This is a genomic window from Paenibacillus sp. FSL R10-2788, from assembly GCF_038003885.1.
Classification (GTDB): domain Bacteria; phylum Bacillota; class Bacilli; order Paenibacillales; family Paenibacillaceae; genus Paenibacillus_AQ; species Paenibacillus_AQ odorifer.
The window spans coordinates 6,777,717-6,795,502 of record NZ_JBBOQA010000001.1 but is presented as its reverse complement, the minus strand read 5'-3'; the positions used below and the strand labels follow the sequence as shown (position 1 = coordinate 6,795,502).

General features: G+C 43.0%; 10 protein-coding genes and 1 riboswitch. Of the genes, 7 read left to right on the top strand and 3 right to left on the bottom strand.

Annotation, left to right across the window (positions count from 1 at the left end; translation table 11 throughout):
• The first annotated feature begins 14 nt into the window (after positions 1 to 14).
• The 6 genes from NSQ50_RS30160 to NSQ50_RS30135 all read left to right on the top strand — a co-directional run bounded on the left by NSQ50_RS30160 (position 15) and on the right by NSQ50_RS30135 (position 14,693).
• Positions 15 to 998 carry an EAL domain-containing protein gene (locus NSQ50_RS30160; RefSeq protein ID WP_036682271.1) on the top strand — a complete coding sequence of 328 codons (984 nt, stop codon included), beginning with the start codon at positions 15 to 17 and terminating at the stop codon, positions 996 to 998.
• A 110-nt stretch (positions 999 to 1,108) separates the two neighbouring features.
• Complete coding sequence (locus NSQ50_RS30155; RefSeq protein WP_244886409.1) at positions 1,109 to 1,681, top strand: hypothetical protein; 573 nt, start codon at positions 1,109 to 1,111, stop codon at positions 1,679 to 1,681.
• A gap of 157 nt (positions 1,682 to 1,838) precedes the next feature.
• Positions 1,839 to 1,925, top strand: a riboswitch (cyclic di-GMP riboswitch).
• 258 nt (positions 1,926 to 2,183) lie between these two features.
• A complete protein-coding gene (locus NSQ50_RS30150) occupies positions 2,184 to 7,997 on the top strand; it encodes an NPCBM/NEW2 domain-containing protein (RefSeq protein ID WP_076222391.1) in 5,814 nt (1,937 codons plus the stop codon).
• Between the two features lie 244 nt (positions 7,998 to 8,241).
• Positions 8,242 to 8,877, top strand: coding sequence for a response regulator (locus NSQ50_RS30145; RefSeq protein WP_076222390.1), 636 nt, complete (start codon positions 8,242 to 8,244; stop codon positions 8,875 to 8,877).
• 84 nt (positions 8,878 to 8,961) lie between these two features.
• Positions 8,962 to 14,043: an AAA family ATPase gene (locus NSQ50_RS30140; protein WP_076222389.1), complete on the top strand. Its 5,082-nt coding sequence runs from the start codon at positions 8,962 to 8,964 to the stop codon at positions 14,041 to 14,043.
• Positions 14,040 to 14,693 carry a response regulator gene (locus tag NSQ50_RS30135; protein WP_076105100.1) on the top strand — a complete coding sequence of 218 codons (654 nt, stop codon included), beginning with the start codon at positions 14,040 to 14,042 and terminating at the stop codon, positions 14,691 to 14,693. The genes NSQ50_RS30140 and NSQ50_RS30135 overlap by 4 nt, the downstream gene beginning before the upstream one ends.
• A 12-nt stretch (positions 14,694 to 14,705) precedes the next feature.
• Here the strand turns inward: NSQ50_RS30135 and NSQ50_RS30130 are convergent, their stop codons facing one another.
• Together NSQ50_RS30130 and NSQ50_RS30125 are read right to left on the bottom strand one after the other, a co-directional pair.
• Entirely contained in the window at positions 14,706 to 15,116 is a 411-nt protein-coding gene (locus NSQ50_RS30130) for a DUF2752 domain-containing protein (protein WP_038573826.1), read from the bottom strand.
• Positions 15,097 to 15,435, bottom strand: a complete 339-nt coding sequence (locus tag NSQ50_RS30125; protein WP_051491231.1) for a DUF4234 domain-containing protein — start codon at positions 15,433 to 15,435, stop codon at positions 15,097 to 15,099. The genes NSQ50_RS30130 and NSQ50_RS30125 overlap by 20 nt, the downstream gene beginning before the upstream one ends.
• Positions 15,436 to 15,656: 221 nt before the next feature.
• On the opposite strand from NSQ50_RS30125, the gene NSQ50_RS30120 reads away from it, so the two are divergent.
• A complete protein-coding gene (locus tag NSQ50_RS30120; protein ID WP_036682263.1) occupies positions 15,657 to 15,998 on the top strand; it encodes a zinc ribbon domain-containing protein YjdM in 342 nt (113 codons plus the stop codon).
• Positions 15,999 to 16,075: 77 nt separating this feature from the next.
• Here the strand turns inward: NSQ50_RS30120 and NSQ50_RS30115 are convergent, their stop codons facing one another.
• Positions 16,076 to 17,740 (bottom strand): histidine kinase N-terminal 7TM domain-containing diguanylate cyclase, encoded by a 1,665-nt coding sequence (locus NSQ50_RS30115; RefSeq protein ID WP_076140617.1) that lies wholly within the window; start codon positions 17,738 to 17,740, stop codon positions 16,076 to 16,078.
• Positions 17,741 to 17,786: the final 46 nt, after the last annotated feature.

Below are 17,786 nucleotides of genomic sequence, written 5' to 3'. Positions count from 1 at the left end.
AAGGGGTTATGAATATGGCTTGTAATCATTGTGTAGTAAGAGAGCTGAATTTTCAAATCAAGCCTCATGGTGAGCTTAATCTTAGGGTTTTACCTAAGGTTATTCATCACTTGAGTAGAAGTAATACGATACATAAGGTAGAAGAAAATGTGATTACGATTAAGGAAGCTGAAGCGCGAGATCTTCTAGATTTCTGTAACGATCATATGGAGTCCGGGAAAATTGAATTTCGTATAGATGACCAAGCATGGAGACCTCTATCCGAGATGTCTACTGTAATGGATATGAAGTGGATTGATGAGGTTATCACTAAGGGTCTTGTTACTTGTTACTTCCAACCGATTGTGAACGTAAGGGAAGAGATTTTTGCATACGAGCTTTTATCGAGATTTAAAAAAGAAGATGGATCCCTTATCTATCCTAATGAGATCTTTGCGGCAGCACGGAATCGTGGGCGTTTATATGCTTTAGACCGGTTATGTAGAATGACTGCCGTAAAATATGCTGCGCCCTTAAATAAAAAAACGTTTATTAATTTTATCCCTACATCAATTTACGCTCCAGAGTTCTGCTTAAGATCAACGGTTGAATTGGCTAATCAATTAGGTGTCGATCCCTCTCTTTTTGTCTTTGAAGTTGTTGAAACGGAGAAAGTGGATGATCTCGCTCATTTGAAAGCTATTTTGACATATTACAAGGACCGGGGATTTGAATACGCTTTAGATGATGTTGGGGAAGGCTTCAGCACAATCGAGATGTTATTGGAGCTTAAACCTCATTACATGAAGTTAGATATGAAATATGTTCAAGGCGTGTCCAGTGATCCGAACAAACAGAAAATAGCTAAACAATTTTTAGAAAAGGCTTTAGAAATCCAATCTGTTCCTTTAGCAGAAGGTGTGGAGTTTAGAGAGGACTTTGAATGGCTTAAGCAGAGTGGTTATCAGTTGTTTCAGGGATATTTATTTGGAAAGCCTGATCCTATTCCCAAACAGTAATCCTAATGAGTATATATCGGTCCAGAGGATGAGATGAATTTCAGGTCAGAGTCTGAGTACAGCCAACCCCCGGGGTTGTATAATTTAGGTAATTTGAAAAGGGGGACGGGATGGATATGAAATGGCATCAATTTGTAACGCGCTGGGCGGATTCTAGGGGCTTTGATGGACGAGAAATTGATTATCAATGGCCTTCTCCCTCATTTCCGGTCATCAGTATTCGTAGTAATTTAGGGCGATACTCAGGTCAAAAGTATGGTCATGGAAGTAAACCCCGTGTAAAGACAGCTGTTGGTTTAATCGCTATTGGAGATGTAGCTGTCGGATTGATTTCCATAGGTGCGATAAGCGTGGGCGTACTTTCCTTAGGAGCAATATCACTGGGAATGTGGTTAGCGATTGGAGCAATAGCACTTAGCTGGCTTGGCTTCGCAGTGGGAGCGATTGCGATTGCAGGAGTGGCTGTAGGAGCGATCGCAATCGCGGAAAAAGCGTTGGGGGCCATCGCCATAGGGGATACGGCGTTTGGTGCGATAGCGATAGGCAGGATCGCTGGGGGTGCCATAGCTATCGGACAATGGGCATATGGTGTAATCGCAGTTGGCGAACATGGTTTCGGATTAATTCCCATCACGGGCGATGTGTGGAATTGGTTCCGGCGTTTGTTCGGATCGGGGAGTTAATTAGACCTCCAGTCCTAAAGGATCCCATTCTCTTCCGGGATAGTCGATAAATAATATCTATCACATGAGAAAAACTAATTGCAATTACCTATACTCATTTCATACCAATTAATCATGCGATCAGATCTAGGCTTATGTTACTCTTTGAATGTATTCGAAACTTCATAGGCAAACCTATGGAAATGTAGGGACGCAAAGCTATAGGGACTAAGGTTATCATAACTATTGTCAGCCAGCTGCCAAAGAGTGTGTAACGCTTTTTGTTAAAATATAAGAAAGTATAAGTTATACACCTATACTTAATATCTTATATTTCTCGCTTAAACGCTTACCGTCCTTATAAGGACGCCGAAGGCGTTTATGCTTGTTAAGGTTTAATAAAAATTAAGTCTTAATTTTTAGGCGACTTTATACGCAATCAAGCTACTCTTTTGGGGTAGTTTTTTTTGTGCCCATTTTTGGGCACTGGAGAGATTCATATGACATCTGGGGGTAAGAAGAGATGAAGAAAATGATTGCGATCGCTACATCGGCGGCCATGTTGGCCAGTTTTTCGAGTGAGGCAGGTTATGCTTTAGCAAGTGAGGCAAGCAAGGTAAATGTAACAAAAACAGTGGCGCAAAGTAAGGTTAACTTATTAAGCAACGCCTCGGTTATTCCGTTTGAGCTGTACGGCAAGGATGCTCTAAATGCCTATAATGAGGTTTTTAGAATGAATCCAGCAAATATTAAATCCATCACAAATAACGGTGGCAACTACTCAGGCTCGCCTATAGCTAAGGCTATGGATGGGGATATGAGCACGCATTGGGAGACTGGCAAACCGAATAGTTCAACGTTTACGAATGAGGTTGTGTTTGTTTTCAATGAGTCCACTGAATTAAATAGAATGGTATACGCGGCTAGGCAATCCGGTGCGAAAGGTAAAGGTTTTGCTCAAGAATTTGATATCTACGGCTCCACTACCGATGCGGGTGATTTTACGCTCGTGTCTTCTGGAGAATATACAGGCTCAACCGGTGATGTAGTGGAGATTCAGTTCGCACCTACGGCTTTTAAGAGACTTAAATTTGTCTTCAAAAAAGCGAACCAAGATTGGGCGAGTGCGGCTGAGTTTTCTTTTTATAAAGAGGATAGTGTCTCTGCTAAAATGAAAAAATTATTTACAGATGATACCTTGAGCCAAGTTAGTGCTGCCTTTAATACGACAGAGAAATTAACAGCTTTAGAGAATGAAGTGCAGGCACATCCACTGTATGCGCAGTTTAAAGAAGAGATAGAGAATGCAAAGATCCTTTTGAAGAACCATCAGGTAGAGGCAACGGCAGCCAAGGTTTCGAAGCTAAAAGGGTATGGAACAGCCTATGAAAATGCCTATAGCCAAGCTTATAGAATGCCGAATGCAAACGTATCAAAAGTAACGGTGAACGGTGGAAGCTACCCAGGTACGAAGCCTGAATATATGCTGGATGACCAGCCCACTACGCATTGGGAAACGAACAAAAACAATGATGCAAGCTTCACGAATGAAGTCGTGTTTGAACTAGCGCAAGCGGAAGTGCTGGACAGAGTGGCTTTTTTGGCTAGAGATAACCGCAAAGGATTCCCAGAGGCTTTTGAAATCTATGCATCAGAGACGAGTAAAGGAGAGACCTTCCAACTTGTATCTAGCGGAACCGCGATTAGTACCAATGACTTTCTGGAATTTAAATTCGAACCGACGAAGTTTAAAAGATTAAAATTTAAGTTCACAAAAGCTAATATCAACAGACCTTTTGCGGCTGAATTTAGATTTTATACAGAAGATAAAGTAAGCGAAGCTGTAAATGGTATTTTCACAGATGGAACGATGAGTGCGGTTGTGCCTGCTTATAATAGCGTCGAAGCAATCAACGAATTAGAAGAAGCGGCAAAAGTACATCCGCTCTATCCAATCCTGAAAGATTCTTTGGATTTAGCTAAGAGGCTAGTGAATGGTGAAGTTGAAACCGAAGGCACCATCATTGAGGCGGAACAACGTGGAGATATGAAAAAGCATGCGCAGGAAAACCTGAGAATTGGTTTTGGTACGAACAACCAGCCTACAGGTCTCGTTGCAATGCCTGGAGATACGATCAACGTTTATGTGGATGCAGCTTCTAACGATAAGCTACCTTCTTTAGTCTTTTCTCAACAAGAGGCCGCTTGGAATGTTTGGGCTAGAGGTGTGCAATTGCGTCCAGGTAAGAACATTATAACCGTTCCTGAATTTGCTATGAATAGTTATTATGCACATGAAGTGACTAAGGGCGGCACCGTTTATATCGTAAATCCCTATACAGCAGAGGAACAAGGGAAAGCGCCATTGATCCGCTTCGAAGGTTTAGAAAAGATTCCTTTTATGACCAAGACCACGGATCCAGAACAATTCAAAACCTTCTTAATCACATACAAACAAAGACTAGACGAAGATAAAGCGGCTCATCCAAATGTTCAAGATCGTAAACTCATAGATGTGGTAGAACTGGCCAGCGATCATGTTATTTTCACAGGAACGGCGACGGAGGCGTACAACAAATATATTACGCAAGGAAATAACCCGCTGGACACCGTAACTGGGTATGACACCTGGATGAAGAGTATTTTTGCCTTCTATGGCCTGGATGGCAGTAGCGAGATTCATGATGCCAAGCTAATTCGTGAGAATATTCGCTTGATGCAGCCTTATGGTGCGATGTATGCAGCGGGAGATCATACAGGGATCCAACTTGGAACAGTAGGAACCATGTTAGGTGATTTTAACAAAGCTTATCCGGGCTGGGGACTGAATCACGAAATCGGGCATCGCTTGGCTATGGGTGAACGGGAATATGGCGAAGTAACTAATAATATGGTGTCTATGTTTATGTCTGTCGCGGCGAATTCGATAGATAATCGTATACCGTATGAATCAGATATCTATAAATATGTCCTCGAAGAAAACAAAGTGGTTATGAATCAGCAGGGCTTATTTGCACAACTCGGAGCCTATTGGCAGCTGGAGCTGGCACATCCGGGATACTGGACAGAGCTGACCAAGCTATATCGGGAGCGGAAGGTCATCCTTACCAACGGTGACAATTCTAAGCAGCAGTATTTGGTGGAGTTCTCCTCCGAAGTACTGGGATTAGATTTAAGCAGCTATTTTGCCAGACATGGCTTCACTGTGAATCCTGAGACAAAAGCGAAAGTAGCCAAGTATCCGGCACCGCAAAAGTTATGGTATTTAAATAACTCGGTGATTAATTATGAGGGAACTGGAATAGCGGATAAAAATCTGGCCATTAAGGTTAATATCACACCTAACACCACGGCTAGAACGAACACGTTAAGTTTCAGTATAGATAAAGAGCTTAAGCAAGACTTTTTAGGATATGAAGTGTATAGAAATGATGTGTTAGTTGGTTTTACAGGAACTGAGCAATTTGTGGATCAGAATGTAGATGCGAGTATCAACTATACGTACAAGATCGTCGGTTATGATAAAAAGCTGAACCCACTGAAGCCCGTACAGGTTAAAGCCTTTAAGCCAGCCTTGTCTGTTGAAGATCAGCTCACTTTAAAGCTTAATCAAACCTTTGATCCGATGAGCTATGTAAAAGCGGCTAACTATCTAGGAAACGATATTACTGCAGATGTCTCTCTGAAAGCCAATAACGTTGATGTAACGCAAAAAGGCAACTACGAAATTGTATATGAAGTGAAAAGCGAAGGGGTTACGGAAACGAAAACCACACAGGTTACGGTAACGAGCGACTACGCCTATATTTCCGATCTCAATGCCAAGTCAGTCGTTGTAGGCTGGGGTGAATTAAAGAAAGATAAAGCCGTTTCCGGGGGAATCATAACCCTTGTTCGCCAAGGGTTGGCTGCGACGTACGCGAAAGGGATTGGTGTTCATGCCAACTCTGAGGTAGTTTACGATATTGAAGGTAAGGGTTACGACTTCTTTGAAAGCTACATTGGGATTGATCAAGCCATGAAAGGGAAACCTTCCTCGGCTACTTTTGCAGTGTATGTGGATGGAGAACAGAAATTTGAGAGTGATGTTTTCCGGGCAGGAACAGAACATCAATTTGTGAAAATCCCTGTGACTGGCGCAAGAGAGGTGAAGCTGGTTACAACAGATGCTAAGGATGGCAATGCTTCAGACCATACGGTATGGGCCGATGCGAAGTTCTCGAATAATTCAAGCAAACCTATCATTACAGTGCCGGAAGAGACAACCTTCGTTAAGCTGAACAGCGAATTTGATGTGTTGAGCGATGTTACGGCTTTTGATACGGAAGATGGTAACTTAATTGGAGCCGTTGATGTAAACCCAAATGGGTTCACATCAAGCAAAACAGGGACTTACAACGTCGAGTTTTCAGTCACAGACTCAGATGGGAACTCCGCTGTGCAGGCCAGAAAGATTGTTGTATACAGCGCTAGTAAATACCTGAGTGATATAGATTGGCAATCAGCAAAAACGGATTATAATGTGGTTCGAAAAGATAAGGCTAGCTCTAACAATCCGATTAAGCTGCTGGTAAATGGTGAGGTCAAAGAGTTCGCTAAGGGCTTAGGAACCCATGCCAGCTCTGAAATCGTGTATAATCTGGCGGGTGCAAACTATGAATATTTTGAAACGTATGTAGGGGTTGATAGAAATATCCCTGAGCAGAGCAACTCCAGTGTAATTTTCAAAATCTTTGCCGATGGGGCAGAGGTTTATAACAGCGGACTGATGAAATTTGTTACAGAAGCCAAGCTTGCGCGGATACCTGTTAAGGGTGTAAGTGAATTGAAACTGGTGTTAGATAATGCAGGTAACGGAAATGCTTCAGATCATGGTGATTTTGCTGATGCTAAGTTTATGATCTTGAACAACACACCAGAGTTTACCATACCTAAATCTGTCTCAACCAAAGTGGGCCAAGCAATTGATATCAATGAAAGCTATTCGGCAATGGATTCGGAAGACGGTGACTTGACGGCTCAAGTGAAGGTCACAGGCCTAGAGCAGGTTAATTTCAACCGGGCTGGAAAGTATCCAATCACTTACACAGTAACAGATAGTGATGGAAATACGACCACGAAGATTAGAACGATAGCCGTAGTAGACATGACGGACTTTACGTACCTGACGGATTACGACTGGAATTCTACTCAGAACAGCTATACTGCACCTTTGAAGGATAAATCTATTAGTGTCAATACGCTGAGATTAACAGATGAGAACAATCAGGTAGTGTCCTATGAAAGAGGAATTGGAGCGCACTCTAACTCGACGATTGTATACGATCTAAGCGACAAAAACGTGGACTATTTCACTTCCTATGTAGGTGTAGATAGACAAATGTACGGTTCTGTTGGTTCGGTGAGCTTTGAGGTGTTTGTCGATGGAGAGAAGAAATTCGATAGTGGGGTCATGGGTTCGAGAGATCCGCAGAAATTCATCGAATTGGATATTAATGAAGCAAAAGAACTGAAATTAGTCGTCACAGACGGGGGAAATGGCAACGGATCTGACCATGCTACATGGGGTGGAGCCAAACTACATTTCGCGAATGGAGATCACTTATTCACTAGAGATCTTGAACAGGCGATTGCAGCGGCTAAAGCAATTTCTCTAGAAGGCTTCACACCTGAGAGCATCGCGGCATTTACGTCCAGCCTCTCGATAGCAGAGACAGTGTTGGTTAACTCTTCTGTTACGCAAAGTGAAGTAGACGAAGCTGTAGCAGCGTTGCAACAAGCAACCGAAGGTTTGGTCCAAATAGATCTTACGCAAGTGATTACTGTGGCGGACCCGTATTTAAGTGCTTCGATCAAGACTACATTGGGCGTAACTGGAGAACTAACGCTAGGGGATATGTATAGCCTTACAACGTTAACCAGCGAAACCAGAAGAGTCAGATCCTTGGAAGGTTTGCAGTACGCAAAGAGCCTAGAGACACTTGATATTACTGGAAATGAAATTACAGATTTCTCCCCATTACAAGGGTTAACTAAACTAACGAGCTTATTGGCCGACCCACAAGTGGTAGAGGTAGGAGAATTTAAGGGACCTGTGGTTGAAGTAGCTAATCTGGTGAAAGGGCTCGATGGCAGCAAAGTGATCCCTAATTCCGCTGGGGTAAGAAACACTAGAACATCTAAAGAAATTGTGTTTGATATGAAGGAATGGGCTGCTAATCCGGATGTGTTCACTATTGACCTATCGAACGAGGAGAAAGGAACTTACATGCTGGGGTTAACTTACCAAGTCGCAGGTAATCTCGTGCAAATCATTTCTTTTATTGATAATAATTAAATTCCCAAGAAAGCAGGCGGATTGTGGTCTCTATAACCATGGTTCGCCAGTTTTTAAATGAGGGGTTTTTATGTAAAAATATCCATTTTGTCATATGACAAAAGAAATGACAACGCTCACTATAAGCGGTGTAGTCTTTTAACTATACTTAATCAGAAATGCGTCAAATTTAAATGAATACTCTAATTGAAGCTTTTTATACAAAGAAGTAAATAATGTATGCGGTTTAGAGAGAGGTGTTTCTGTGAAAATCATCATTGTAGATGATCATCCTTTAGTTAGAAGAGGGCTGGCATCTGTCATTGCAATGCAATCGGATATGCAATTTGCAGGTGAAGCTACGACTGGCCCGGAAGCACTTGATGTGATTGAAGAGACAAAGCCAGACATTGTCCTCATTGATCTTAAGCTTGCTGATAAATCAGGACTGGATGTCATTAAGATAGCACGTACCCGCGGCATGGTTAGTAAATTCATACTGTTGACTTCCTCTGCGAGCAGAGAGGATTTTTTGAGGGCTGAAGAAGTACTGGTAGACGGATATGTACTGAAAGAGGCACTGCCGGAGGAATTACTCTTTGCTATCCAGTTGGTGTACAAAGGGAGAAAATATTACGATCCTGGCCTAATGGAAGAAAAGATGCGAATGAGCGCCAGCAGTCCAACAGATGAATTGACACCAAAAGAGAAGGAAGTCCTGATTCAGCTTGGACAAGGTGCTTGCAATAGAGTGATTGCCACACGTCTTTTTATCAGTGAATTTACGGTGAAGAAGCATGTCAGTCAGATTTTAGCGAAGCTGCAGGTTACTGACCGGACACAGGCGGCACTGTGCGCCAACGCGATAGGATTAACGAAATATGAAATGTCTTACGAGTAGAACGGCAAGATCAGATGTTATAATGGCTTTAACTACTTTGCAAGATTGAGTATTCTGTCTAATTGTAATTAGGGAGTGCTGTTGATGTTTGAATTGCCAGGATACCAAACCTTAGATCTGATAGATAATACCGCGGATATCAGATTATACAGACTCCTACGTCAAGAGGACGGCCTAAGGGTTATCGCTAAGACAACAATAGGAGAATACCCGGGAGCTGCCATGGTCGATGCTTTTCGTCATGAGTATGACATGCTTAAGCGACTTTGCGGACGTGGTGCAATAGAGGCGTACAGTTTGGAAATTATGGCGGACCGACCAGTCCTTCTCTTAAAAGATATAGAGGGGAGTACTCTTGGGCAGATCCTGCGTATGCCTGTTAATTCACTGGGTCTTCCAGCGCTGCTTCGGATCGCTACAGCTATTGCTGATTGTCTTATGCAAATTCATCGTGAAAAAATAACACTAAATGAACTAACCCCCGCTCATCTAATCGTCAATCCCATTACTTTTGAAGTGAAATTTATTGATATAAGAATGTGCTCTACCGAAAACATCACGAGTCCTTTGTCACCGTTAAGCGGTCGGCCCGATGTTCTGCTTCCTTATATAGCTCCAGAACAAACGGGACGAACCGGAGTCAAACCGGATTACCGTTCTGACTTTTATTCGCTTGGGATCATCCTGTATGAATGTCTCTCAGGCAGCCGCCCCTTTGAGCTGCATGATGTTGTTGATATTGTATATCGTCATCTTGCAGATACACCTGAGCCTCTGCACCGCAAGTTCCCCACTATCCCTCTATCGGTCTCTGATATTGTTGGTAAATGCATGGAGAAGATGCCTGAAGCGAGATACGCCAGCGCATTAGGCATTAAATCGGATCTTGAGGAATGTCTATCCCGTCTAGAAGAATCCGGGCATATTGAGCCTTTTCCACTAGGAAGCTGGGATATCCCAGAGCGATGGATGGTATCAGGACGCTTCTATGGAAGACATCTTGAGCAACAAAGCTTAAGGGAAGCGCTGCAACGAGCATCACAAGGTGCCGTAGAGACGGTCTGGATTAGCGGGGAGAGTGGTATCGGCAAAACAACCTTTCTAAAGGAGACCCTTAGAAATACAGTCTCTTTGGATGGTTTCTTCGCCAGAGGCAAATTCGAATCCCGACATACCTCACTCCCTTATGGCATCTGGCATCAAGTCATAGAAGAGTTGGTTAGTCAGCTGCTGATGGAAACAAAGCTGCAAGTGGAGGTTTGGAAGCTGCGTATTCTACAAGCAGTGGACAACTACGGTCAGTTGCTGATCGATTTTGTTCCTAAGCTTGAACTCTTGATTGGCCCACAACCCTCCGTGCCTTCACTGCCACCGCTGGAAGCTCAGCATCGCTTTCAATTAATCATGAGCCGATTTATTCAACTCTTTCCTCATGAGGATCATCCATTGATCTTGGTATTGGATAATTTGCAATGGGCTGATGATACGTCGCTGCAATATCTCACTTCGCTTATAGAGGATACGGCAACGACTCATCTGCTAATCGTGCTTTCCTATCGCAATCGGGAGATTACAAGGCTGCACCCACTCAGTAGGCTGGAAAAGCATCTGATTGACCGCAACGTAGCGATGAGCAGAATTTCTTTACAAGCGCTTGAACTCACCGATTTAAAACAACTGCTACTTGATGTTATGCGTTACGAGGCAGCTGACTTGGACGAGCTGGCGCGTGTGCTGCTTCATAAGACAGATGGAAACCCGTTATTTATTAAGCAATTCCTTCAAGATTTGATAGATGATCAGCGAGTGGAATTTGATGAGAATATTCGAAGCTGGAAATGGGATCTCCAGCGTATTACTGAATTAAATGTTCCCGATAACGTAGCTTCATACCTTTCAAGTAAATTGAAACAATTTCCTGAACAGACGGTATATGCACTTAGCAGAGCCGCATTCATAGGCAGCCTATTTGATTTACGTACACTTGCTGATATTACGGAGACCCCGATAGAGGCATTGAGCGAAGCGTTGGCGGTTGCTGTACATGGGCGCTTGTTGCAGCCCGTTAACGGGGAGGAATATCCGCATTATAAGTTTCAGCATAACCGCATTCATCAGGCAGCATATGCCTTTATTTCCGAAGAGGAGCGTTCCGAGCTGCATTGGAAGATTGGTCTGTTATTGCTAGGCCGCAGCCCGCTAAGTGAAGGAACGACCCTATTTGAAGCTGTCCAGCATTTGAATCAGGCACTTACATGGTTAGACCGCCCTGAACAGAGGCTTCAACTGGTAGAGCTGAACTTACAGGCAGGGGTAAAAGCGAAGCAAACAACCGCACATGAGACAGCCTTGCAATATATGCTTCAGGCAACGTCATTATTAGCGGAGCAGAGCTGGGAGGCGCAATATGGGCTAACCTTCCGGGTATTTCGTGAGAGGGCGGAGCTCGAATATTTATGTTCCCATTTTGATACGGCTAATGAATTATTCCATCTGTTAATTGATAAAGCTACGACAAATATGGATAAGGCTTACGTCTACGCAATGAAGGTGCAGTTGGAAGCAAGTAATGATAACCACGAAGAGGTGATCTCCTTAGGCCAGCATACCTTATCGTTACTGAAAGTGAAGCATCAATTTGATCCTGGTTATGTTCAATTGACGCTTCAATGGTTACGATTGCGGCGTAGACTCAAGAAGGTCTCACTCGAATCGCTTACTCTTTTACCTCCAATGACTGATGAAGCACGTAGAATCGCAATGTCTACTTTAGATCATTCGAGCAATGCTTGTTTCTACGTCAATCGAGAAGGGTGGCTTGCTTCTTCCTTCACCATGATTGAATTAACGCTTGATTATGGGATGACTCCGGAGGCTTCCATTGGATTCATAGGTTATGCAATGTTTCAATACTATTACTTCCGTAATGATGAAGAGACATTTAAATGGGCCATGCTGGCGTTCAGCTTATCCGAACCCTATCCGAAACAGCATATGACAACCTTAGCCGCGTTCGCCATGTGCTACGATAGCTGGCGGCATTATGATCCTGCTATGCTCCATACATTTACCGAGAAGGCTGGTAAAGTGGGACTGGAATCAGGTGACTTATGGAAGGGCAACCAGAATGTGCTGATCAACTGTGCCTCCCTTTTGCAATTTGGTCATCCTCTCGGCGATATCTATGAGCGATTAATTACTCATTCCGGAGATTTGCTGCGCCATAACAACAGTCTTCATTGTAAGCAGGCTATTGTAGCGGCGGCCATTCTTGTTCGACTGACAGGTTATCGCTCTATAGATGATCCCTTTCCTATCGCGGAGATTAGCGAGCCTGATTTTGCACAGTCGGTTCATGGGGACACCTTTGATTTTATACAAGAAATGGTCTGGATCTATCAGTATTTGACGGGCTATGTATTTGGAGAATACCGAGAAGCCAGTGAGGCATTAGCCAAATCAGCGGCCATTATAAAATCACGCGAAGATGGCTTAGACAGTCCCATGCAGATCATGTATGAATGTTTAGTCTGGGCTCAGTTGTATGAGGAATATAACGCTGAAGAGCAACGTACATATCGGGCAAAAATGCGTAAATGCTTGAAGAAAATGAAAAATCTTGCCAGGCGTTGTCCGGGGAATTATCAGCATAAATATCTGTTGATGAAGGCTGAGTTAACTCGTCTATCGCGAGATCCCCGCCAAGCTGAAGCGTTGTATGAGCAATCCATTGAGACCGCCCGGGTCCACGGTCATATTCACGATTTAGCGATGGCGGCGGAATGTTATGGCAAATATGGGCTTCGTCATGGCAAAATGCATCTGGCAAGAATCTATATGACTGAGGCCTATGAGGCTTATCTGCAATGGGGCGCAAAGGCTAAAGCGGCTGACCTGGAGCAGCAGCATCGCCATTTGCTGCATATTAAACGAGAGCCCGGGCTCGATCGTGTGGATTCCCTTTCTGTGGTAATGTCTGCCCAAGCATTATCGGGCGAGATGGAGATGAGCCGATTATTGGCCACGCTGATGCGAATCATGCTCCACAATGCTGGGGCAGAATATGGGGCTGTTATTTTTGATCATGACGGCAAATGGATGGTGGAAGCTTATGGGACCTCAGAAGCCCAGCATATCGAATCTGTTCCACTTGGGGAAGAATCGGGGTTGGTCCCGGCAGCGATTATAGCTTACGCGGCAAGAACACAAGAACAGGTTGTATTACATGATGCGCTCAGTGAAGGGATATTTACACGTAATACTTACGTTAGGAATAATAGACTGAAATCCGTTCTATGTCTCCCCATCATGAATCAGAATAAATTGGTTTGCCTGCTCTATTTGGAGAATAATCTATCGCCGGGTGTATTTACTCCAAGCAGACTCGATGTGCTCAAGCTGCTTGGTTCACAATGCGCAATCTCAATCGCTAATGCCAAGCTATATTCGGGAATCCAATATCTCAAAAAAAATCTGGAGGATCAAGTGGTAGAAAGAACTCGCAGCCTGGAGCGTTCGATGCGGGAAACATCTGCGGCTTTGGCCGAAGCTACTGTTTTTGAGGAACGCAATCGTATTGCCCAAGAGATTCATGATATTGTCGGGCATACCCTTACATCGACGATTCTGCAGATTGAAGCTGGCAAGCGGCTGCTTCAGAAGAAGGAGATAGACAGCGGCTTTCAGCGTCTGGCAGAAGCCCAGGATCTTGTGCGGCATAGCTTGAATGAAATCCGCGGCTCTGTCCATATGCTGAAAGAGGACAGGTATTCTGACCTAACCGTGATGCTGAGGCAGTTGATTAAAGATACAGAACGCAATGCAGGCGTTGTTGTTCATGCAGTTATTTATGATCTGCCGGAAGCCATGTCAACAGCCTATAAAAAGGCAATCTATCATGCTTTGCAGGAGGGCTTAACTAATGGGATCAGACATGGAAAGAGTGCCGAGTTCCATTTTAGTCTGGAGTCTGTTGGAGCGAACTTGCAGTTTAGACTCAAGGATTGTGGGCTAGGGATGAGTCCAATCGTGATGGGATTTGGACTTAGGACGATGAAGGAACGGGTTGAGCAACTGGGAGGCAGCTTATCCATCGATTCAGAAATGGATGAAGGCTGTTTACTGGAGATTGATCTGCCCATGCGAAGGGTTGTGGATAGAAATTGAGCAAAATAAAAATTGTAATTGCCGATGATCAATTGTTGACGCGGGAAGGACTTCGCACCATTTTGGATCTGGAAGATGATATGGAAGTGGTCGGTGCTGCCAAGAATGGAGAAGAAGCTTGCGAGATGGTTGAAGCACTCCAGCCTGATCTGGTGCTGCTCGATATTCAAATGCCAGTTATGGATGGCCTTAGCGCCTTGAAGCGAATAAAGCAGGTTCGGCCGAACATCTTCATTCTGATTCTGACTACTTTTATAGAGACTGATTATATTGTAGAGGGAATGGCCTACGGAGCAAGCGGCTATATGCTGAAGGACATGGATGCAGATAAAATGATCGCTTCGATTCATGATACGTTATCCGGGCAATTTATTCTGCCAGCTCCGGTAGCAGCCAAACTGGCGTCGAGGATGAACAGGTTAACAGAGGACTATGAACATTGGCAGAGATCGGGTCTGGATCGCATCAGTCTGACAGAACGGGAAGAGGAGCTGGCACAGCTCATTATCCGGGGACTGAACAATCGTGAAATCGCCGATACATTACATATTGCGGAAGGTACGGCGCGTAATTATATTAGCAATCTTTACAGCAAATTAGAAGTGGTTGATCGGGCCCAAGCGATTGTGCGACTGCAAGCTATTTTGTAATAGTTGTTGCTGTTAACGAATTACTGTCGGGGCCAAATATTCAAACAGCGGGAGATTCCTCAGTATTCCAAATGTAACGGTCAGAATCAACATTATAGCCATAATTGCCTGGCTAAGAGGCCGGATTTGCTTCTTATTAGTAATCCAATACAACATATACAGAGGTGCTAAAATAAACAGCAACGGGTTAAATCTAAACGCTTGAATAACGTCGAACTTCAGCAAGGAAAGAATAACTCTTGTCACTCCACATCCGGGACAATACAATCCAGTCCATTCATGAAATGGACAAGGGATACTAATCTTGGTTAAGGGTATCCATGCTTTGAGATAAACTACGCCGACGAGACTTAAGGACACACCCCAAAATAGTTTAGGATGTGTCCTTTTATAAGTCGTAAACTTATACCAGTTTATTAACATCGGATTGTACCAAGGCATACGTGACAATACCCAGACCAAAGAGTGTCAGGATCACATAAAGCACTGAATTATCTGACGGGTATTGGCCGCGCTGTCTTTGAGCTTCAGCAATATGCTTACCTACCTGATAGGCCCAAATGAAGCTCCAGATCCCACACGTAACCAACGTTAAAAGAAAATGTTTTCCTCCTGTAAATGTATAGTCCCCACTCAGTTCGCCTACCTCATTGGTTAGAACAATAAACCAATATATTGTATAGAGCCCACATGTAATTAATGACAAAATAATGGCGAATGCAACACTTCTGCGACTAATCATTACTCACTCTCCTATGTATTTACATAAAAATTCGACATTTCCATCTTATTGAATTAGGAAAAAATATACAAGACAATATTTGAGAATTACTGTCCGCTGTCGAAATCTAGACAAACTTACTGCTGATATCTAGTGGAAACCTTACCAAATATGAAATATACTTTTGAGGCTATGCACTGGAACCACAACTAGATTTACATTAACGAATGGAGGACACTTTGATGTCTACTTTGCCAAATTGCCCGAAATGTAATTCAGAATACACTTATGAAGATGGTAGTTTGCTCGTCTGCCCGGAATGTGCGCATGAGTGGAGCCTCGACACAGAGGCTGAAAGCAGTGAAGAGAACAAGGTTGTCAGAGATGCCAACGGAAATATTTTAAATGATGGAGATGCTATAACTATTATTAAAGACCTTAAAGTAAAAGGAAGCTCATCCGTTCTGAAGATAGGAACAAAGGTGAAAAACATCCGTTTAGTGGACGGAGATCATGATATTGATTGCAAAATCGATGGTTTTGGAGCTATGAAATTAAAGTCCGAGTTTGTTAAAAAGATCTAAAAAATAAGAATCAGCTTAACTTCAACAGAAGTAGGCTGATTCTTTCTTTTTGATATGGTCATTCGCTCAAAGGAGTGTTATCTATTAATCTCAACAATCTGATTTCGTCCGGCATTTTTTGCTTGATATAAGGCTTTGTCCACAGATTCGAATAAATCATTTAGTTGATTGGTCAGGCTTTCTGTATATTGAGCTGCAAAATTACTAATGGACAGCAGTCCCATACTAACAGTAATTGATAGGGCATGAGCAACATCCTCTACATGTACTTTATTAGCTTCTATTATAGATTTGATATGCTTTGCCAAGTGGTTTGCTTGTGTTTGATCTGTATTTGGCAAATAAATGATAAATTCTTCTCCGCCATAACGCGCCAGAATATCCGTCTCCCTCAGCGTTTTTTTAATTACCTCTACCGTGCTGCAAATAACTACATCGCCAATCAAATGGCCGTAATTGTCATTCACTGTTTTGAAAAAGTCGATATCCAGAAGAATAATAGCAAAAGGCTGCTTGAGTTTCATATTTTCTATGATTTCATGCTCTAAGTGTAACGTTAAGTAATGACGATTATAACAACCGGTTAAGCTGTCCGTTATGGCCATCTGCTTAAGTTTTTGGTTGGTCTGAGATAGTTCATTCTGGATTTCAGTTAATGCAGCATTACGCTCTTGCAGGGTCTCGTTCTGGTGATTGGTCTCGGCTATGAGGCGATGCAGCTCGCTTCTGTCCTGAAAAGTAAGAATGCGTCCAACCCTGATTCCACCTACCACAATCGGCGCGGCAGTAATGTTAATGTATGCATTGAGTGAGGTGTAGAATAGTTCAACCTCGGTTCTCTCCATGGGCTGGTTCAAGTATGTATGAAGGAATAAATCGAAAGCTCCGGAAGTTTGCTCCATGGGTGCGATGGTCGACACGTCAAAGCGAGCACCGGTTTGTAGATTGATTCTTGGGAAAAGCGAGCGATTGATTTCTACTACAGTCTCACTATCATCCAGTACAAGAATTCCTTCTGTAATGGTGTCAATGATATCCTGATGGGCGATGGTTACGAGATCAAATATTTTATCCCGATGAATAGCAATTACGAAAAAAATTGCCGAGATTAAGATCCCCAGAGAGGTCAGCCCCGGAATAACTGGATCAGATTTAAGCAACACCACATTAAGAAAAACATCCAATAATATAAATACCGTTAGCACCAGCACCCCTTTGAGCACATGAGCAACCTGTTTTTTGATCCGCTGTGTAGTGTTTGAGACTAGGGCTGAATAGATGATATACAGAGAAATCATTACGCTGGTGGTTAAGAAGATAATAAGCAGCCAAAAAATCGGACCATAATATCTTTCGATATATCCGCCGTTCATAGGGAGAACAAAATTTCCGTTTGGATTAGCGATCACTACTACTATGATCAATGCTGCGAGAATGTATAGGATCAGCGTGTTCTTTTTTCGAAGGAGATGTGAATTTCCAGTGAGAAGTATCGTAAAAAGAAGCCAGCCAATCGTTAACAGAACCGAGTCGATAAATGCGAGCTTCACATAAAACAATTGAAACCTGGGATTGTCGGTTGTTTTGATAGCAAATTGACAGAAGGGCCATAACATCATAGTAAAATGAAATACTAAGTATGCTTTATGTAGGTTAGTGATGGTTACAGACGCAAATATGTAGATGAACAAAGCGAACAAAACAAAAAATAATAATAAATCAATCCATGTCATGATATTCATTTCAGTGACACCTTCTCCCACCCGGTTAACAGTTCTTTCACGTTAC